Source organism: Streptomyces sp. NPDC127106 (genome assembly GCF_042677605.1).
Lineage (GTDB): Bacteria > Actinomycetota > Actinomycetes > Streptomycetales > Streptomycetaceae > Streptomyces.
Window position 1 is genome coordinate 1 of the sequence record NZ_JBHXTC010000065.1, and the last position, 18,281, is coordinate 18,281.

Below are 18,281 nucleotides of genomic sequence, written 5' to 3' on the forward strand. Positions count from 1 at the left end.
CCGTCGTACCCGCGTCGGGATGACGAGCGCGGTGGGTTCCGGCGCGACGAGCGTCGCGAGGACCGTCCCTCGTACGGGCGTCGTGAGGACCGTCCGTCCTACCCGCGTCGTGACGACCGGGGCGAGCGCCCCTCGTACCCGCGTCGTGACGACCGGGGCGAGCGCCCCTCGTACCCGCGTCGTGACGACCGCGGTGAGCGTCCGTCGTACCCGCGTCGGGATGACGAGCGCGGTGGGTTCCGGCGCGACGAGCGTCGCGAGGACCGTCCCTCGTACGGGCGTCGTGAGGACCGTCCCTCGTACCCGCGTCGTGACGACCGCGGTGAGCGCCCCTCGTACCCGCGTCGTGACGACCGCGGTGACCGTGGTGACCGCGGTGACCGTGGCGGCTACCGTCGTGACGACCGTGGCGACCGTCCCTCCTACGGGCGTCGCGACGACCGCGACCGCGGCGGGTTCCGCGGCCGCGACGACCGTGGCGGCTACCGTGGCGACCGCGACCGCGACGGCGGCCGGCCGGACCGCGACCGGGACCGGGACCGCGAGCCGGTCAAGCGCCTGCCGATCGACGAGGACGTCACCGGCATGGAGATCGACGCCGACGTCCGCCAGGAACTCCTGAGCCTGCCCAAGGGGCTGGCCGAGGAGGTCTCCCGGAACCTGGTCATGGTCGCCCGGCTGATCGACGAGGAGCCGGAGCGGGCATACGCGTACTCGCGCATCGCCCTGCGGCTCGCCTCCCGTGTCGCCGCCGTCCGCGAGGCCGCCGGCTTCTCCGCGTACGCCGTGCAGAAGTACAGCGAGGCGCTCGCGGAGTTCCGCGCCGCCAAGCGCATGACCGGCTCCGTCGAGCTGTGGCCCATCATGGCCGACTGCGAGCGCGGCCTCGGCCGCCCGGAGCGGGCCCTGGCCATGGCAGGCGAGCCCGAGGTGCAGAAGCTCGACAGGGCCGGCCAGGTCGAGATGCGCCTGGTCGCCGCCGGCGCGCGGCGTGACATGGGGCAGCTCGACGCCGCCATCGTCACCCTGCAGAGCCCGGAGCTGGCCTCCAACGCCGTGCAGCCGTGGACCGCGCGCCTGCGGTACGCCTACGCCGACGCCCTCCTCGCGGCCGGCCGTGAGGACGAGGCCCGCGAGTGGTTCGCCAAGGCCATCGAGGCGGACCGGGACGGCACGACGGACGCCTCCGACCGCCTCGCCGAGCTGGACGGCGTCGAGTTCGTCGACGCGCTGGACAGCGACGAGGAGGGGGACGAGGACGAGCTCGACGGCCAGGACCCCGCCGAGGTGGCCCGCGCCGAGCGTGCCTCCGACCAGACCGAGTACTACGACGAGGACGACGACGAGTACGAGCCGATCGCGCAGTCCGAGGCGGACGCCGATGCCGATGCCGATGCCGACGCGGAGGTCGAAGCCGACGTCGAAGCCGACGCTGACGTCGACATCGCCGACGAGGTCGTGGTCGTGGAGGACGAGGGCCGGGACGGCGACAAGGCCTGAGCGCTGACCGAGTGATGGAGGGCGGCACCCCCTCGGGGGTGCCGCCCTCCGCCGTTTCCGGCGTCAGCCCGCGTGCCGCGTCAGTCCAGGCTGCGCAGGACCAGGCCCGTCGCCGGCTTCGGGCCGAACGAGGTCGACTTGCGGGGCATCGTCACGCCCTGGCGGGCCAGGTCCCGTACGACCTCCTCGCGCACGGGGTACAGCAGGACCGCGGTGCCGCCGTGCCGCTCGGCCATGGCGACGGTGGCCGCCGCGTCGTGGATGTACGTGATCTGGTCCGGCGTGTCCGGGATCTGCCACAGGGTGTCGAGGAGCGTCGCGTGCAGCACGGTCGCGTCCAGCCGGCGCCAGGCCGCGGGGCGGTCGCGGCGCACGGTCCGGTCCAGGAGCTCCGGATCCGGGTCGCTGACCAGGTGGAAGGTTCCGTCGCCCGTGAGGAGGAAGGCATTGCCCCGTTCGGCGGCGTCCCCCAGGGCCTCCAGGGCCAGCGGCAGCGGGCCCTCGACCTGGCGGACGCGGAAGCTCCCCTCGACGGCGGCCAGGGCCTCCGCGAGCGGAAGGCGGTGCAGCATGCGGTGGATGGCACGCACCTGGAGCGGGTAGCGGACCGTGTCCACGAGCAGCACGAGGCCGAAGTCCCACGGCGTCGGGGACGCGTGCTCCTGCTGGAGGCGCAGGTACGTCGCCCAGCGGTGGTGGCCGTCGGCGATCAGAGCCTGGCGGTGGCGGAGGTCCGCGGTGATGGCGTCCTGGTCCGCGGGGCCGGTGACGGCCCACAGCCGGTGCTCGACGCCGTCCTCCGTGGTCGTGGCCAGCAGCGGGGCGTCCCGCGCCGTCCGTTCGACGACCTCGGCCGCGCCGGTCGAGACGTCGCCGCCCCGGTACGTGAGCAGCAGCGGCTCCAGGTTCGCGGACGTGGCCCGCATCAGCCCGGCCCGGTCCGTGACCACGTGCGGCATGACGTCCTCGTGCGGGAGGACGATGCCGGCGTCGGCCGGGGACAGGGCCAGGGCCCCGATGATGCCGCGCTGGAGCAGGCGGCCCACCCGCTGCTCGTAGACGTACAGGGCCGGCTCCGGATCCGCGCTCAGGACGCCCTTGGCCAGCCAGTCGTGCAGGGTCTGCGCGGCCTGCTCGTTGCGGGCGTCCGGCGTGTCCGCCTGCGGGAGGATGAGGCGGACGATGTTGTGCGGGTCGGCGGACTGCAGGTAGTCGACGCCGTCGGGGCGCACCACCACGTCGTACGGCGGCGAGGTGACGGCCGCCAGGCTGCCGACGCGTTCCGGGACGTAGCGCAGTCCGTGGAAGGGGATCAGGCGCAGCCCGTCGTGCGTGGTGGCGGAAGTGGTCATTGGTGCATGGTAAGGCGCGTCTCGCGATGCGGGATGATCGAGTGAGGAAGACCTCGGTGGGCGTGTGGCCGAGAACGATCGAAGATCACGCGGATCAGGCCGACAGGGAGTGGACAGGATGACCCGGCAGAGCAGGACCAGTCCGGCAGGCAGCGAACTCGCCCTGCACCAGGTGTACGACACGGCTCTGCTGGATCTCGACGGTGTCGTGTACGCGGGCGGCGAGGCCATCGGGCACGCGGTGGACTCACTGGCGGCGGCCCGGGCCGGCGGCATGCACCTGGCGTACGTCACCAACAACGCGCTGCGGACGCCCGACGCCGTCGCCGCGCACCTGGACGAGCTGGGGATCCCGACCGAGGCCGGCGAAGTGATCACCTCGGCGCAGGCCGTGGCCCGGCTGATCTCGGAGCAGGTGGCGCCCGGTGCGAAGGTGCTGGTGATCGGCGGGGAGGGGCTGCGGGTCGCGCTGCGCGAGCGCGGGCTGGTGCCGGTGGACTCAGCCGACGAGGAGGGGCTCGCCGCGGTCGTCCAGGGGTACGGGGGTCCCGAACTGCCGTGGGGGCGGCTGGCGGAGGCCGCGTACGCGGTCAACCGCGGGGTGCCGTGGTACGCGTCCAACACCGACCTGACGATCCCGACGGGGCGGGGCATCGGCCCGGGCAACGGGGCGGCGGTGGAGGTCGTCCGGATCGCCACGGGCGCCGCGCCGCAGGTGGCGGGGAAGCCGCTGCCCCCGATGCACCGGGAGACGGTGCTGCGGACCGGGGCCAGGCGGCCGCTGGTGGTCGGGGACCGGCTCGACACCGACATCGAGGGGGCGTTCAACGGCGAGGTGGACTCGCTGCTGGTGCTGACCGGCATCGCGGACGGGGCGCAGCTGCTGCGGGCCGAGCCCCGGCACCGGCCGACGTACGTGGACCTGGACCTGCGCGGCCTGCTCACCGGGCAGCCCGGGGTCACGGCCGGCGCGGACGGCTTCCGCTGCGGGGGCTGGAACGCGGTCGCCGGGGACGGCGTACTCGAACTGCGCGGCGAGGGCGACCCGGTCGACGGGCTGCGAGCGCTGTGCGCGGCCGCGTGGACGTGGGCGGGGGACGGCTCCTGCACGCTGGATGCGGGGAAGGCCCTGGCCAGGACGGGGTTGTAGGCGCCAGAATCAGGGAGAGCAGGGATCAAGAAAATGCGGAGGGTAGGCTAACCTAACCTCCGTGTTGGTCGAGAGTCCCCCTGAACAGAGCGCGGCGACGCCGGTCGCTGCCCCGCGCCCACGGCACGCGGCGCGCGCCGCCGGCCTGATCGGCGCCTTCGCGGTGCTGGCCCTCGTCGCGGTGGCGAGCATCGCGGTCGGCGCCAAGCAGATGCCCCTCGAAGAGGTCTGGCACGGCCTGTTCCACTACGCGGGGACACCCTCCGACGTGGTGGTGCGCGATCTGCGGATCCCGCGCACCCTCCTCGGGCTGATGGTCGGGGTCGGACTCGGGCTGTCCGGCGCGGTGATGCAGGCGCTGACCCGCAACCCGCTGGCCGAGCCCGGCATCCTCGGCGTCAACGCGGGGGCCGCGGCCGCCGTCGTGTCGGCCATCAGCTTCCTCGGGGCCTCCAGCCTCACCGCGTTCGTGTGGTGGGCCCTGCTGGGCGCCGCCGTCGTCTCCGTCGTCGTGTACGTGCTCGGCGGCAGCCGCAGTGCGACGCCGGTGCGCCTCGCCCTCGCGGGTACGGCGGCCAGCGCGGCCCTCGTCGGCTACATCAACGCCGTGCAGCTGATGGACAGCAAGGCGCTCGACAAGCTCCGCTTCTGGACGGTCGGCTCGCTGGCCTCGGCCAACATGGACACCGTCCGGCACGTGGCCCCGTTCCTCGTCGTCGGCGCGGTCCTCGCGCTGGCACTGGGCCGGCCGCTCAACGCGATGGCCCTGGGCGACGACACGGCGCGGGCCCTCGGCGCGCACCTGACGCGGACCCGGATCGCGGCCATGGTCGCCGTCACCCTGCTGTGCGGGGCCGCGACCGCCGCCTGCGGGCCGATCGTCTTCATCGGGCTGATGATCCCGCACCTGGCCCGGATCATCACCGGGCCCGACATGCGGTGGCTGCTCGCCTACTCGGCGGTGCTGTCGCCCGTCCTCCTGCTGGGCGCGGACGTCATCGGCCGGGTCGTCACCCGGCCCGCCGAGCTCCAGGTCGGCATCGTCACCGCCCTCATCGGGGGACCCGTCTTCATCTACCTCGTCCGGCGCAAGAGGATGGCCCAGCTGTGACCGTCGAACTCCGACCGGGCCGAACCCGGTTCGGCTCCCCGACCCGGACCCTGCGCGGCCCCGCCGGGCTGTCGCTGCGCGTGGAACCGCGGGCGCTGGCCGCCGGGCTGCTGCTCACCGCCGCCGTGGCGGCGCTGGCCGTCCTGCTGATCGGCACCGGCGACTTCGAGATCGCGCCGGGCGACGTCGTACAGACCCTGCTGGGCAACGGCTCGCCCGCGCACGACTTCATCGTCAACGACCTGCGGCTGCCGCGGGTCCTCGTCGCCCTGCTCGTCGGCGCCGCGCTCGGCATGGCCGGGGCGATCTTCCAGTCCCTGTCCCGCAACCCGCTCGGCTCCCCGGACCTGCTCGGCTTCCACTACGGCTCGGCCGTCGGCGCCCTCGTCGTGATCGTGGTGTTCAAGGGCGACGCGAACGCGGTGGCGGGCGGGGCGCTGGCCGGCGGCGTCCTCACGGGCGTCTTCATCTACCTCGTGTCGTACAAGCGCGGCATCAACGGCTACCGGCTGGTCCTCGTCGGCATCGGCACCTCCGCCATGCTCGTCGCCGCCATCCAGTACCTGCTGACCAAGGCCCAGCTCGTCGAGGCCACCCGGGCGATGGTCTGGCTCACCGGCTCGCTCGCCGGCCGGGACTGGAGCCAGGTGTGGCCGCTGCTGGTGACCTGTGCGGTGCTGTTCCCGCTGGTCCTCGGGCAGGGCCGGGCCCTGCGGATGACCGAGATGGGCGACGACGCCGCGCACGCCCTCGGGGTACGGGTCGAACGCATGCGGATGCTGCTCATGCTGGCGGCGGTCCTCCTCACCACGGCGGCCGCCGCCGCGGCCGGGCCGATCAGCTTCGTCGCGCTCGCCGCGCCCCAGCTGGCCCGCCGCCTGACCCGCTCGCCCGGGTCGAACCTGCTCACCGGCGCGCTCATGGGCTCCGTCCTGCTGATGCTGTCCGACTGGGCCTCGCAGCGGGCGTTCGGCGCCGACCAGCTGCCCGTGGGCGTCCTGACCGGGCTCGTCGGCGGTGTCTATCTGCTCTGGCTGCTCGTCACCGAGCGCAAGGCGGGACGTATATGACCAACTCAAGGAGTACGCAGGTGCAGCAGCGGCTGACCGCGCAGAACGTGACCCTCGGCTACGAGCAGCGGGTCATCGCCGAGAACCTGTCCGTGGAGATCCCCGACAACTCCTTCACGGTGATCGTCGGACCCAACGCGTGCGGCAAGTCCACGCTCCTGCGCGCCCTCTCCCGGATGCTGAAGCCCGCCGCCGGGCAGGTGCTGCTCGACGGGCAGGCCATCGGCTCCATGCCGGCGAAGAAGGTCGCGAAGACCCTGGGCCTGCTCCCGCAGTCCTCCGTGGCCCCGGACGGGATCACCGTCGCCGACCTCGTCGCGCGCGGTCGCTACCCCCACCAGGGGCTGCTGCGGCAGTGGTCGAAGGAGGACGAGCGGATCGTCCTGGAGTCGATGGCCTCGACCGGGGTCGCCGAGCTCGCCGACCGGAGCGTGGACGAGCTGTCGGGCGGGCAGCGCCAGCGCGTGTGGATCGCCATGGCACTCGCGCAGCAGACGCCGCTGCTGCTGCTGGACGAGCCGACCACCTACCTGGACATCCAGCACCAGATCGACGTGCTGGACCTGTGCGCCGAGCTCCACGAGAACCAGGGGCGGACCCTCGTCGCCGTCCTGCACGACCTCAACCACGCCGCCCGCTACGCCACGCACCTGATCGCCATGCGGGGCGGGAAGGTCGTCGCGGAGGGCCCGCCCGCCGAGGTGGTCACCGCCGAGCTGGTGGAGAAGGTCTTCGGGCTGCGCTGCCGGATCATCGACGACCCGGAGACGGGGACGCCGCTGGTGATCCCGGCGGCGCGCACCTCCGCACGCACGGCCCGGGCCGAGGCCGCCACCGCCTGAGGGCGGCCGGCCCGGCCGGCCGCGTGGGCGCCGTCGTCGCCGCCGAGCGGCTTCCCCGGGACCGCTCAGAGCAGGTTGCGGAGCCGGAACAGGTCGCGTACGCCCGCCTCCAGCCGGACCCGGCCGGAGGCCCAGGCCTTGGCGAACGCCAGCTCGCCGGCGACCATCGCGACCAGGTCGTCGCCGGTCATGGCGAGCCGGATCTGCGCCTTCGCGGCCGGCGGGCCGGGGGCGACCGCCTCGACCCTGATCCGCCCGCCGTCGAGACGGCCCGTGAAGGTCCGGTCGAGGTCGGTGATGTGGCAGCTCAGGGAGCGGTCGAGGGCGGCCGCGCCGCGCACGTCGCCGTCGGCCCGCGCCAGGTTGTCGGAGAGTCGGTCCAGTGCCGTTCGGCAGTCCTCGATCGTAGCCATCGTGATCTCGACCGTACCGCAGAGCCGCGGGTGGCCGCTCGCACGCTTCGGGGTAGCGTCGGGGCATGAGCGACGAAGCGCCCGACGCAGCCGGGACCCCCGAGCCGCCGGAGCCCTCCGCGGATGCCGGGGCCTGTGACGGACCTGACGTACTCGACGGCGCCTCCGGCGACGGGCCCGGCGAGGCGGACCGGGCCGCGCAGGCCGCTGCCGACGGGCGCGCGGGGCCCGCGCCGCTGGGCATCGCCCGCACACCCACCGGGCACCCCGTGGTGGACGCGCACCTGGAGCGGCTGGCCGACGCCGACCACCTCACGGCGGACGGACACGCCGCCGTGTACGAGGATGTGCACAGGGGCCTGCGTGACGCGCTGACGGCGCTGGACGCACCGCCCGTCCCCGGACCGTACGAAAACAGGAGCTGAACCGAACGTGGCAGGAGTGGCACGCCGCCGCCTGGACGCCGAACTGGTACGCCGCAGCATGGCCCGCTCGCGGGAGCACGCCGCGCAGCTGATCGCCGCGGGCCGGGTCACCGTCGGCGGGACCACCGCGACGAAGCCGGCCACCCAGGTCGAGACCAGCGCGGCCCTCGTCGTCCTCAAGGACGACGGCGACCCCGACTACGTCTCCCGGGGCGGCCACAAGCTGGCCGGCGCCCTCGCCGCTTTCCAGCCGCGGGGACTCGCCGTCGAGGGCCGCCGGGCCCTGGACGCCGGCGCCTCCACCGGCGGGTTCACGGACGTGCTGCTGCGGGCCGGCGTGGCCCACGTCATGGCCGTCGACGTCGGCTACGGGCAGCTCGCCTGGTCGCTGCAGAGCGACGACCGGGTCACCGTGAAGGACCGTACGAACGTCCGCGAGCTCACCGTGGAGCAGATCGACGGGATCCCCGTCGACCTTGTCGTCGGCGACCTGTCCTTCATCTCGATCGGCCTGGTGCTGCCGGCGCTCGTCGCCTGCTGCGCGCCGGACGCGGACCTGGTGCTGATGGTCAAGCCGCAGTTCGAGGTCGGCAAGGAGCGGCTCGGCAGCGGTGGCGTGGTGCGCAGCCCCGAGCTGCGGGCGGAGGCGGTGCGCGGGGTCGCCGCGCAGGCGGCGGCGCTGGGGCTGGGGGTGCTCGGCGTGACCGCGAGTCCGCTGCCGGGCCCGTCCGGGAACGTCGAGTACTTTCTGTGGCTGCGGGCGGGGGCACCGGCACTCGACCCGGAGGATGTCGACCGTGCAGTGGCGGAGGGGCCGCAGTGACAGATTCAGCGGGATCGAACGGTTCAACAGCTTCAACATCAACGGGTCGTGCGGGTTCGCAGGGGGTGGCGGCCGCGGAAGGGGGAGGGCGTCGCCCGGTGGGCCGGACCGTGTTCCTGGTCGCGCACACCGGACGGCCCGCGGCCGTCCGCAGCGCCGAGCTGGTCGTGCAGGGGCTGCTGAGGAGCGGCCTGGGCGTGCGCGTCCTGGAGCACGAGGCGCGGGACCTGCCGCTGCCGCCCGAGGTCGAACTCGTGGCGGAGGGCACGCCGGAGGCGCTCGAAGGGTGTGAGCTGCTGATCGTGCTGGGCGGCGACGGGACCCTGCTGCGCGGCGCGGAGTTCGCGCGCGGCTCGGGGGTGCCGATGCTGGGCGTCAACCTGGGGCACGTGGGCTTCCTCGCCGAGGCCGAACGGGACGACCTGGACAAGGTCGTCGACCGGGTGGTGACGCGGGCGTACGAGGTCGAGGACCGCATGACGCTCGACGTGCTCGTGCGGACCAACGGCGACGTCGTCCACCGCGACTGGGCGTTGAACGAGGCCGCGGTCCAGAAGGTGGCCCCCGAGCGGATGCTGGAGGTGGTCCTGGAGATCGACGGGCGCCCGGTGTCCGGCTTCGGCTGCGACGGGATCGTCTGCGCCACCCCGACCGGGTCGACGGCGTACGCCTTCTCGGCGGGCGGACCGGTGGTCTGGCCGGAGGTGGAGGCGCTGCTGATGGTGCCGATCAGTGCCCACGCGCTGTTCGCCAAGCCGCTGGTGACCTCGCCGGACTCGGTGCTGGCCGTGGAGGTGCAGGCCGGCGTCCCGCACGGGGTGCTGTGGTGCGACGGCCGGCGCACCCTGGAGCTGCCGGCCGGGGCCCGGGTCGAGGTCCGGCGCGGCGCGGTGCCGGTGCGACTCGCCCGGCTGCACCACGCGTCGTTCACGGACCGGCTCGTCGCCAAGTTCGCGCTGCCCGTGTCGGGTTGGCGCGGCGCGCCCCACTAGCTCCGGAGCGGACCCGGCGGGCGAAGCCCCGCCGGGTGTCGTTAATAGCACATCCGTTCGGAGAATTCCCGATGGGTGACGTCACATGCCACCCGCCAAACCTCGGTATGGTCGTCCCGTGCTTGAGGAGATGCGGATACGGTCGCTCGGGGTCATCGACGACGCGGTGGTCGAGCTGTCGCCCGGTTTCACCGCGGTCACCGGCGAGACCGGCGCGGGCAAGACGATGGTCGTCACCAGCCTCGGGCTGCTGCTCGGCGGGCGCGCGGACCCGGCCCTCGTACGGATCGGCGCCAAGGCGGCGGTCGTGGAGGGCCGGATCGTCATGCGCCCCGGCGCGCCCGCGGCCGTACGGGCCGAGGAGGCCGGAGCCGAGCTGGACGACGGCACCCTGCTGATCAGCCGGACCGTGTCCGCCGAGGGACGCTCCCGCGCCCACGTCGGCGGCCGGTCCGTGCCCGTCGGCCTGCTCGGCGAACTCGCCGACGACCTGATCGCCGTCCACGGGCAGACCGACCAGCAGGGCCTGCTGCGGCCCGCCCGGCAGCGGCAGGCCCTCGACCGGTACGCGGGCGACGCCGTCGCGGTCCCGCTGGAGAAGTACGCGTCCGCGTACCGGCGGCTGCGCGCCGTCGCCACCGAGCTCGACGAGATCACCACCCGGGCCCGGGAACGGGCCCAGGAGGCCGATCTGCTCCGCTTCGGGCTGGAGGAGATCGCAGCCGTCGAGCCGCTGGCCGGTGAGGACGCGGAGCTGGCGGCGGAGGCCGAGCGGCTCGGCCACGCCGAAGCGCTGGCCTCGGCGGCGCAGATCGCGCACGCGGCGCTCGCCGGCGACGTCGAGGACCCGGAGGGCGTCGACGCGAACACCCTCGTCGCGGGCGCGCACCGGGCCCTGGAGGCCGTACGGTCCCACGACCCGGTGCTCGGCTCGCTCGCCGAGCGGATCGGGGAGCTGCAGATCCTGCTGGCCGACGTGGCCGGCGAGCTGGCCGGCTACGCCGACGACCTCGACGCCGATCCGCTGCGGCTCGCCGCGGTGGAGGAGCGGCGTGCGGCCCTGACCCAGCTCACGCGCAAGTACGGCGACTCGATCGACGCCGTGCTCCGGTGGGCCGAGGAGGGCTCGGCGCGGCTGCTGGAGCTCGACGGCGACGACGAGCGGATCACCGAGCTCACCGCCGAGCGGGACGGGCTCGCCGCCGAACTGTCGCAGCTGGCGCAGGCCCTGACGGACGCCCGGACGGAGGCGGCCACGCGGTTCGCCTCCGCCGTGACGGAGGAGCTGGCCTCGCTGGCGATGCCGCACGCCCGGGTGACCATCGACGTCCGGCAGGCGGCGGACGAGGACGGCGTCGAGGTCGGCGGCCGGCGCGTCGCGTACGGCCCCTCGGGCGCCGACGAGGTCGAGCTGCTGCTCGCGCCGCACCCGGGCGCGCAGCCGCGGCCGATCGCCAAGGGCGCCTCCGGCGGTGAACTCTCGCGCGTGATGCTGGCCGTCGAGGTCGTCTTCGCGGGCTCCGACCCCGTGCCGACGTACCTCTTCGACGAGGTCGACGCGGGCGTCGGCGGCAAGGCGGCCGTCGAGATCGGCCGACGCCTGGCGAAGCTCGCCAAGTCGGCACAGGTCGTCGTCGTCACCCACCTGCCGCAGGTGGCCGCCTTCGCGGACCGGCAGCTGCTGGTCGAGAAGACCAACGACGGCTCGGTGACCCGCAGCGGCGTCACCGTCCTGGAGGGCGAGGACCGCGTCCGCGAGCTGTCGCGCATGCTGGCGGGCCACGAGGACTCGGTGTCCGCGCGGGCGCACGCCGAGGAACTGCTGGCGGCGGCACGCGCCGACGCGTAGCGGAGCGAGCGCGAGGGCCCGGGGCGTACGGCGCCCCGGGCCCTCGGCACGTGCGCCGGACCGTGCGTCCGTACATGTTCGTACGCGTCCGTACGCGTCCGTGCGCGCCCCGCGTGGAGGCGCGTCGGCGGGGGGCCGCGGCGTATGCGGCGAGGGGTGGCGAGTGGGGAGGCGTGGGGTGGCGCGAAGGTGGCGCCGGGATGACGAGGCGCTACGCCGTGTGGGTGAGGCTCGGGGGCGTGTGACGGTATCTCGTGCGGGATCCGCACCCGTATGGTCCCGGAACGCGCGTGCGGACTGGCATCCTGGGCGGCGTCTCTGCCCCCTCATCCAGGAGCTTCGGCCCGTGAGCAGCTCCCCCGTCCCGTTTCCGGCCCCCGCACAGCCGTACGGCCGGCCGCCCCTGCGCACCGTCCAGGTGCTCGGCGGTACCGGCGCGGACAGCAGCGCGCACGTGCGGTCCCTCGCGACCGGGCTCGCCGCGCGCGGGGTACGGGTCACCGTGTGCGCCCCCGTGGAGGCGGAAGGAGAGTACGACTTCACCGGCGCCGGGGCACAGTTCGCGCCCGACGCGGTGAGCGCGCTCCGGGCCGCCTGCGCCGGAGCGGACGTCGTGCACGCGCACGGCGTGCCGGCGGCGGTACGGGCCCTGCTGGCGCTGCGCGGGCGCCGGGTGCCGCTGGTGGTGACCTGGCAGGGCCGCGGACCGGCCGCCGAGGGCCCGCTCGGGCGGCTGGGCCGGCTGGTGGAACGCCAGGTGGCGCGCGCCGCGGCCGTGGTCCTGGGCGCCTCCTCCGACCAGGTGGACCTGGCGCGGGCCCGCGGAGCCCGGGACGCCCGGCTGGCCCGGCCCGCCGCCCCGACCGCCCCCGGCGGCGCCCCCGCCCCCGTCGCGGATCCGGGCAAGGTGCGGGCCGAGCTCGGTGCCGTCGGGCGGCCGCTGGTCATCGCGATCGGAAGCCTCGTCCCGCACCGCGGGTACTCCGTGCTGCTGGACGCGGCGCGCTCCTGGCGGGCCCTGGAACCGCTACCGCTCGTGGTGATCGCGGGGGAGGGCCCGCAGCGAGCCGAACTGTCCCGGCGGATCGAGGCCGAGGGGCTCCCGGTACGGCTGCTGGGGCGGCGCCGGGACGCCGTGCAGCTGCTCGCCGCCGCCGATGTGGCGGTGCTGCCCAGCCGGTGGGAGTCGCGGTCGCTGCTCGCGCAGGAGGCGCTCAGGCTCGGCGTGCCGTTGGTCGCCTGTGCGGTCGGGGGTGTGCCGGAGTTGGTCGGGGACGCCGGGGTGCTGGTCCCCTACGGGGATGCGGCCGCCCTGGCGACGGCGGTGGTCCGACTCCTGGCGGATCCGGACCGCTGCTCGGAGCTGGCGGCCGCGGGCCGGGCCCAGGCGGCGACGTGGCCGTCGGAGGACGACACGGTGGCCCAGGTCCTCTCCGTCTACGACGAGCTGGTGGCCCGCCGCCGCCACTGCCCGCCGCCCCACGCGGCCGCTGCCGCTGCCGCCACATGCTGCCCGCTGCCGGTGCGCGTAGCGGTTCCCCCGCCCCCCCCCTTCCCGAAACCGGGGCTCCGCCCCGGACCCCGCGGGGGCAGGGGCGGGGGCTGAGCCTTGCAACGGGTCGGCGTCCGGGACGGCGGTGGTGGAACCACCGGCCGGGCTCCGCCGGACGGAGTTCGGCGCCGGCGCCGACCGGTGCGAGGGGCGCGTCAGGAAGGCGTGGCGTGGCGGCGGGCGCGGAGCGCCAGGCTGAGGGAGAGGACCGTCTCCGGGTCGTCGAGGTCCGTGCCCAGGAGCTCCGAGATCCGCGCCAGGCGGTTGTACAGCGTCTGGCGGTTCAGGTGCAGCTCCCGCGCCGTCTCCGCCTTCCTGCCGGCATGCGCCAGATACGTCTCCAGCGTGGGCAGCAGCGGCGGCCGCGACGTGGTGTCGTGGGCCCGCAGGGCTCCGATCGCCCGGTCCACGAAGGCCGCCAGGTCGGGATGCTCCCGCAGCCGCCACAGCAGCAGGTCGATGTCGAGGCGCCGGGCGTCGTACCAGGGCCGGGCGGGCAGCCCGTGGGCGGCGGTGGCGGTCTCCGCCGCATGCCGCAGCCCGGCGGAGACGGCCGCCCAGCCGCCCGCGACCCCGACCACCACGGCCGGCGGGGCCGTGGCCCGGTCGAGGCCGGCCCGTTCCACCCCGGCCCGCAGGGCGGCCGCGACCCGGTCCGCGACGGCGGTCCGCTCGGACTCGGCCCGCAGTGACACCAGCAGCGGCACGCGCCCTTCGACGGGTCGGACCCCGAGCAGCACCGGCACGCCGACCGCGGACAGCTCCTCGAGGACGGCCCGGGCGAGGACCGCCCAGTTCCCCGCCGGGCCCAGGTCCGTCGACAGCCGCATCACGACGGGCAGCAGGGGTCCGGCCCCGGGGCGGAAGCCCAGGATCCGGGCCTGGGCGGGGGCGTCCTCCGCGGAGATCCGCCCTTCGGCCAGGTCGGTGAGGAAGTCGCCGCGGCCGCGGGCGGCGAGTTCTTCCTCCTGCCGGGCCTGCATGAGGACGACGGCGAGCACTCCGGCGGTCCGCTCGGCGGCCATGCGGTGCACGGGCATCAGCGGCGCCGACACCCCGAGGAGCACGAGCCTGGCCCGCACCGAGCCGGTGCCGTGGCCGCCGCCGGGCACGTCGACGACGACGGCGTGGCCGGACGGCCCGGCCTCGCGCTGGCCGCGCAGCCCTTCCCACACCTGGAGCGGATCCGCGGCCGCCTCCCCGGCCACCGGGCCGGCCCCGTAGAGGAGTTGGCCGTCGGGGGTCTCCAGGAAGACCGGGTTCGCGGTGAAGTCGGCCAGGATGTGCAGCACCTGGGGGATGCCGCCGCCGCTGAGCAGCGCCTCCGTGCACCGGCGGTGGACTTCCTCGGCGCGTTGGAGCAGCGCGTAGTGGCCGTTGACGATCTCGGTGTGGACCTCCTCCGTCACGGCCACGAAGGGGACCTCGCGGTGCAGTTGGACCAGGGGCAGTCCGGCGGCCCGGGCCGTGTCCACGAGGGTCGCCGGGAGCCGGGTGAAGCGCGGGCCGAGTTCGACCACCAGCGCGGCGATGCCCCGGTCGGCCAGGCGCCGTACGAAGGCGCGCTGTTCGGCGGGGCGGGTGCCCAGCCCGAGGCCGGTGGTGAGCAGCAACTCCCCGCCCTTGAGGAGGGACGCGATGTTCGGCACCTCGCCCGCGTGGACCCAGCGGACGGTCCGGCCCAGGCGGTCGGCGCAGGCAACCACCTCCGGCAGTCCGCTGCGCAGCCCGGGCAGTTCCAGTGCCCGCTGAACGGTGATCCCGCCCTGGTCGTCCATACCGCGGGACGGTACCGTCCGGTTCGTTCCGCCGCTACAGCGGTTTGATGTTGTGGTTGAAGCGGAAGACGTTGTCCGGGTCGTACTGCCGCTTCACCTCGCCCAGCCGGCGCAGGTTCTCCGCGCCGAGGCCCGCCACGACCCGCTCCGGGCCCTCGTCGCCGGTGAAGTTCAGGTACACCGCGCCCGTGCTCCACGGCTGCGCGTCGGCCCGTACGTCCCTGACCCACGTGAGGGCGCGCTCGTCGTCCGCCGGGTCCTCCCAGATCCCGAACGGGTGCACCACCCACGGTGCGTCCCGGTACGGCACCGGCCACTGGGGCGGGCCGGCGGCGATCGCGCCGCCCTGCGGGAACAGCACGTGTTGGCAGCCGGACGGCACGGGCATGGCGTACGCGCGGGCGCAGAACACGTCGAGCATCTCGTCGGGGATGCCGGTCAGGTACTCGGCGGACCAGTAGTTGCGCAGGTCGGGCGGGTCGTCGAGCATGCACTGGAAGTCCGCGTACGGGGTCGCCGTGACGATCTCCACCTCGTGCGGGACCGCCAGCAGCGGCGCCGCGAGCTTGCGTACCCCTTCCTCCGGGCCCGCGTACGTGACGACCGCGGCGGCCAGGAGCGTGCCGACCAGGTGCGGTGGCATGAACTCGTCCGGCGAGCCGGTCAGGTAGAGGATGCCCCCGCCCACGTCGTCGGGGCCGCTCTCGATGACCTCGCGGAAGGCGCGGGCCAGGGCCGGCCCGTGTTCGGGCAGCGCCAGCAGCAGGGCGAAGGAGAACGCCGGCAGCTCGTGCAGCCGCAGGGTGAGGGAGGTGGCGACGCCGAAGTTCCCGCCGCCGCCGTGCAGCGCCCAGAACAGCTCCGGGTTCTCCGCGGCCGTCGCCTCGACGACCATGCCGTCCGCGGTCACCAGCTCCACACCCAGCAGGTTGTCCATGGCCAGCCCGAACTTCCGGTCCAACCAGCCGCTGCCGCCGCCCAGTACGTAGCCGCCGAGGCCGGTGGTGGAGGCCCGGCCGCCCGTCGTGGCGAGGCCGTGCGGCTGGCAGGCCCGGTCCAGGTGGCTCATGGTGGCGCCGCCCTCGGCGCGGACCGCCCGGGCCGCCGGGTGCACGGTCACCTTGTGCATCCGGCGCAGGTCCACGACCACCCCGCCGTCGTTGAGGGCCATCCCGGCGACGCTGTGGCCGCCGCCGCGCACCCCGACGTGCAGGTCGAGGTCGCGGGCGAAGCGGACGGTCGTGACGACGTCCGCGACGCTCTCGCACTGGGCGATGACCGCCGGCCTGCGGTCGATCATCGCGTTGAAGACGCGCCGGGCGTCGTCGTAGCCCGCGTCGCCGGGTGCGAAGACGTCGCCGGCCAGATCCTCGCGGAGCGCGGCGAGCGCCGTACCCGCCTTCGACAGGGGAGCCATGGCCGCCCCTTTCCGCCGGGAGGGCAAAGGACCATTCCAGCGTAGGCGGGCGCCCCGGATCCCACCTCCCCGAGGCGGGGTCCGGGGCGCCCCGCGGGTCAGCCGCCGTACGCGCCGCTGGCCGTCAGACGCAGGGCCGTGTCGATCAGGGGAACGTGGCTGAAGGCCTGCGGGAAATTGCCGACCTGCCGCTGCAGCCGCGGGTCCCACTCCTCCGCGAGCAGCCCCAGGTCGTTGCGCAGGCCCAGCAGCTTCTCGAAGAGGTGGCGGGCCTCGTCGACCCGGCCGATCATCGCCAGGTCGTCGGCCATCCAGAACGAGCAGGCCAGGAAGGCCCCCTCGTCGCCCTCCAGGCCGTCCACGCCGGCCTCCTCGCCGGCGGTGGGGTAGCGCAGGATGAACCCGTCGGGCGTGGACAGCTCGCGCTGGATCGCCTCGATGGTGCCGATGACCCGCTTGTCGTCCGGCGGGAGGAAGCCCATCTGCGGGATGAGCAGCAGGGAGGCGTCCAGCTCCTTCGAGCCGTAGGACTGCGTGAAGGTGTTGCGTTCCTTGTCGTAGCCCTTCTCGCACACGTCCTGGTGGATCTCGTCGCGCAGTTCGCGCCACCGCTCCAGCGGGCCGTCCGCGTCCCCGCTCTCGATCAGCTTGATCGTCCGGTCCACGGCCACCCAGGCCATCACCTTCGAGTGCACGAAGTGCCGGCGCGGGCCGCGCACCTCCCAGATGCCCTCGTCCGGCTGGTTCCAGTGCGTCTCCAGGTAGCGGATCAGCTTCAGCTGGAGCCCCTGGGCGTAGTCGTTGCGGGCCAGGCCCGTCATGTGGCCGAGGTGCAGGGCCTCGGTGACCTCGCCGTACACGTCCAGCTGGAGCTGGTGGGCGGCTCCGTTGCCGACCCGGACCGGGCGGGAGTCCTCGTAGCCCGGCAGCCAGTCCAGCTCGGTCTCGCCGAGCTCCCGCTCGCCCGCGATCCCGTACATGATCTGCAGGTTCTCCGGGTCCCCGGCCACTGCGCGCAGCAGCCACTCGCGCCAGGCCTGGGCCTCCTCGCGGTAGCCGGTGCGCAGCAGCGAGGAGAGGGTGATCGCCGCGTCCCGCAGCCAGGTGTAGCGGTAGTCCCAGTTCCGGACGCCGCCGATCTCCTCGGGCAGGGAGGTGGTGGGCGCGGCGACGATGCCGCCGGTGGGCCCGTACGTCAGCGCCTTGAGGGTGATCAGCGAGCGGATCACGGCCTCCCGGTAGGGGCCGTGGTACGTGCAGTGGTCGACCCATTCCCGCCAGAACGCGGTGGTGGCCGTGAGCGCCGCCGCGGCGTCGGGGACCTCCGGCGCGCCGCGGTGCGAGGCCTGCCAGCTGATGCAGAAGGCGACCCGGTCGCCCGGGCCGACGGTGAAGTCGGAGTAGGTCGTCAGGTCCTCGCCGTAGGTCGGCGCGTCGGAGTCCAGCCAGACCGAGTCGGGGCCGGCGACGGCGACGGTCCGCACGTCGTCCACCTTGTGCACCCAGGGCACGACCCGCCCGTAGCTGAACCGCATCCGCAGCGCCGAGCGCATCTGCACCCGCCCGCTGACGCCCTCGACGATGCGGATCAGCTGCGGGGCGTGGTCCTCGCGCGGCGGCATGAAGTCGATCACGCGGACGCTGCCGTCCGGGGTGTCCCACTCCGACTCCAGGACCAGCGAGTCGCCCTGGTAACGGCGGCGGTCGGCGTACGGAGCCCCGGAGCCCGCCGGCCCGATCCGCCAGAACCCGTGGTCCTCCGTGCCGAGAAGGCTCGCGAAGACGGCGTGGGAGTCGAACCGTGGCAGGCACAGCCAGTCCACCGACCCGTCCCGGCAGACCAGTGCGGCGGTCTGCGTGTCTCCGATCAGTGCGTAATCCTCGATGCGCCCGGACACGTTGCTTCTCCAGTCGAAACGGCCACGTCCGCCCCGAAGGGCGCTTGCATTGCGCGGTTGCGCGGTCTCCCGTGTGTGGATCCCCGCACTGAGCTCATGATTCCGGATG

The 18,281-nt window shown here is 74.4% G+C and carries 15 protein-coding genes; 10 read left to right on the forward strand and 5 right to left on the reverse strand.

Translation table 11 applies throughout. The features are described from left to right. Positions 1–585: 585 nt before the first annotated feature. A complete protein-coding gene (locus ACFVGY_RS32795) occupies positions 586–1,500 on the forward strand; it encodes a tetratricopeptide repeat protein (protein WP_385684648.1) in 915 nt (304 codons plus the stop codon). Positions 1,501–1,580: 80 nt separating this feature from the next. Here the strand turns inward: ACFVGY_RS32795 and ACFVGY_RS32800 are convergent, their stop codons facing one another. Further along, positions 1,581–2,852 (reverse strand): DUF1015 family protein, encoded by a 1,272-nt coding sequence (locus tag ACFVGY_RS32800; protein ID WP_385684552.1) that lies wholly within the window; start codon positions 2,850–2,852, stop codon positions 1,581–1,583. Between the two features lie 118 nt (positions 2,853–2,970). On the opposite strand from ACFVGY_RS32800, the gene ACFVGY_RS32805 reads away from it, so the two are divergent. The 4 genes from ACFVGY_RS32805 to ACFVGY_RS32820 all read left to right on the forward strand — a co-directional run bounded on the left by ACFVGY_RS32805 (position 2,971) and on the right by ACFVGY_RS32820 (position 7,025). Then, on the forward strand, positions 2,971–4,002 hold the full coding sequence (locus ACFVGY_RS32805) for an HAD hydrolase-like protein (protein WP_385684555.1): 1,032 nt from the start codon (positions 2,971–2,973) through the stop codon (positions 4,000–4,002). Between the two features lie 61 nt (positions 4,003–4,063). Further along, positions 4,064–5,113, forward strand: a complete 1,050-nt coding sequence (locus tag ACFVGY_RS32810) for a FecCD family ABC transporter permease (RefSeq protein ID WP_385684557.1) — start codon at positions 4,064–4,066, stop codon at positions 5,111–5,113. Further along, on the forward strand, positions 5,110–6,183 hold the full coding sequence (locus tag ACFVGY_RS32815; protein ID WP_385684560.1) for a FecCD family ABC transporter permease: 1,074 nt from the start codon (positions 5,110–5,112) through the stop codon (positions 6,181–6,183). The genes ACFVGY_RS32810 and ACFVGY_RS32815 overlap by 4 nt, the downstream gene beginning before the upstream one ends. Next, entirely contained in the window at positions 6,180–7,025 is an 846-nt protein-coding gene (locus ACFVGY_RS32820; protein ID WP_385684563.1) for an ABC transporter ATP-binding protein, read from the forward strand. Before ACFVGY_RS32815 ends, ACFVGY_RS32820 begins: the two co-directional genes overlap by 4 nt. A 65-nt stretch (positions 7,026–7,090) precedes the next feature. Here ACFVGY_RS32820 and ACFVGY_RS32825 read toward each other — a convergent pair whose 3' ends face one another. Continuing rightward, positions 7,091–7,438, reverse strand: coding sequence for an SCP2 sterol-binding domain-containing protein (locus ACFVGY_RS32825; protein ID WP_385684566.1), 348 nt, complete (start codon positions 7,436–7,438; stop codon positions 7,091–7,093). Positions 7,439–7,503: 65 nt separating this feature from the next. On the opposite strand from ACFVGY_RS32825, the gene ACFVGY_RS32830 reads away from it, so the two are divergent. The 5 genes from ACFVGY_RS32830 to ACFVGY_RS32850 all read left to right on the forward strand — a co-directional run bounded on the left by ACFVGY_RS32830 (position 7,504) and on the right by ACFVGY_RS32850 (position 13,133). Next, positions 7,504–7,863 carry a hypothetical protein gene (locus ACFVGY_RS32830; protein ID WP_385684569.1) on the forward strand — a complete coding sequence of 120 codons (360 nt, stop codon included), beginning with the start codon at positions 7,504–7,506 and terminating at the stop codon, positions 7,861–7,863. Positions 7,864–7,870: 7 nt separating this feature from the next. Then, positions 7,871–8,686, forward strand: a complete 816-nt coding sequence (locus ACFVGY_RS32835) for a TlyA family RNA methyltransferase (protein WP_385684572.1) — start codon at positions 7,871–7,873, stop codon at positions 8,684–8,686. Between the two features lie 98 nt (positions 8,687–8,784). Then, positions 8,785–9,678 (forward strand): NAD kinase, encoded by an 894-nt coding sequence (locus tag ACFVGY_RS32840; RefSeq protein WP_385684575.1) that lies wholly within the window; start codon positions 8,785–8,787, stop codon positions 9,676–9,678. A gap of 130 nt (positions 9,679–9,808) precedes the next feature. Next, positions 9,809–11,527 (forward strand): DNA repair protein RecN, encoded by a 1,719-nt coding sequence (recN, locus tag ACFVGY_RS32845; protein ID WP_385684651.1) that lies wholly within the window; start codon positions 9,809–9,811, stop codon positions 11,525–11,527. Positions 11,528–11,873: 346 nt separating this feature from the next. Then, the gene (locus ACFVGY_RS32850) at positions 11,874–13,133 is read left to right on the forward strand and encodes a glycosyltransferase family 4 protein (RefSeq protein ID WP_385684577.1); all 1,260 of its coding nucleotides are present in this window, start codon (positions 11,874–11,876) and stop codon (positions 13,131–13,133) included. A gap of 101 nt (positions 13,134–13,234) precedes the next feature. Here the strand turns inward: ACFVGY_RS32850 and ACFVGY_RS32855 are convergent, their stop codons facing one another. From ACFVGY_RS32855 to ACFVGY_RS32865, 3 genes are all read right to left on the reverse strand, one after another. Further along, positions 13,235–14,857, reverse strand: a complete 1,623-nt coding sequence (locus ACFVGY_RS32855; protein ID WP_385684580.1) for a PucR family transcriptional regulator — start codon at positions 14,855–14,857, stop codon at positions 13,235–13,237. A 34-nt stretch (positions 14,858–14,891) separates the two neighbouring features. Next, entirely contained in the window at positions 14,892–16,274 is a 1,383-nt protein-coding gene (locus tag ACFVGY_RS32860) for an FAD-binding oxidoreductase (RefSeq protein ID WP_385684583.1), read from the reverse strand. 98 nt (positions 16,275–16,372) lie between these two features. Beyond that, the gene (locus ACFVGY_RS32865; protein WP_385684585.1) at positions 16,373–18,172 is read right to left on the reverse strand and encodes a glycoside hydrolase family 15 protein; all 1,800 of its coding nucleotides are present in this window, start codon (positions 18,170–18,172) and stop codon (positions 16,373–16,375) included. Positions 18,173–18,281 lie beyond the last annotated feature (109 nt).

Coding starts and splice junctions, on each gene's coding strand:
- ACFVGY_RS32855 (WP_385684580.1), bottom strand. CDS start 14,857: ATGGACGACCAGGGCGGGATCACCGTTCAGCGGGCACTGGAACTGCCC.
- ACFVGY_RS32860 (WP_385684583.1), bottom strand. CDS start 16,274: ATGGCTCCCCTGTCGAAGGCGGGTACGGCGCTCGCCGCGCTCCGCGAG.
- ACFVGY_RS32825 (WP_385684566.1), bottom strand. CDS start 7,438: ATGGCTACGATCGAGGACTGCCGAACGGCACTGGACCGACTCTCCGAC.
- ACFVGY_RS32830 (WP_385684569.1), top strand. CDS start 7,504: ATGAGCGACGAAGCGCCCGACGCAGCCGGGACCCCCGAGCCGCCGGAG.
- ACFVGY_RS32800 (WP_385684552.1), bottom strand. CDS start 2,852: ATGACCACTTCCGCCACCACGCACGACGGGCTGCGCCTGATCCCCTTC.
- recN (WP_385684651.1), top strand. CDS start 9,809: ATGCGGATACGGTCGCTCGGGGTCATCGACGACGCGGTGGTCGAGCTG.
- ACFVGY_RS32805 (WP_385684555.1), top strand. CDS start 2,971: ATGACCCGGCAGAGCAGGACCAGTCCGGCAGGCAGCGAACTCGCCCTG.
- ACFVGY_RS32820 (WP_385684563.1), top strand. CDS start 6,180: ATGACCAACTCAAGGAGTACGCAGGTGCAGCAGCGGCTGACCGCGCAG.
- ACFVGY_RS32795 (WP_385684648.1), top strand. CDS start 586: ATGGAGATCGACGCCGACGTCCGCCAGGAACTCCTGAGCCTGCCCAAG.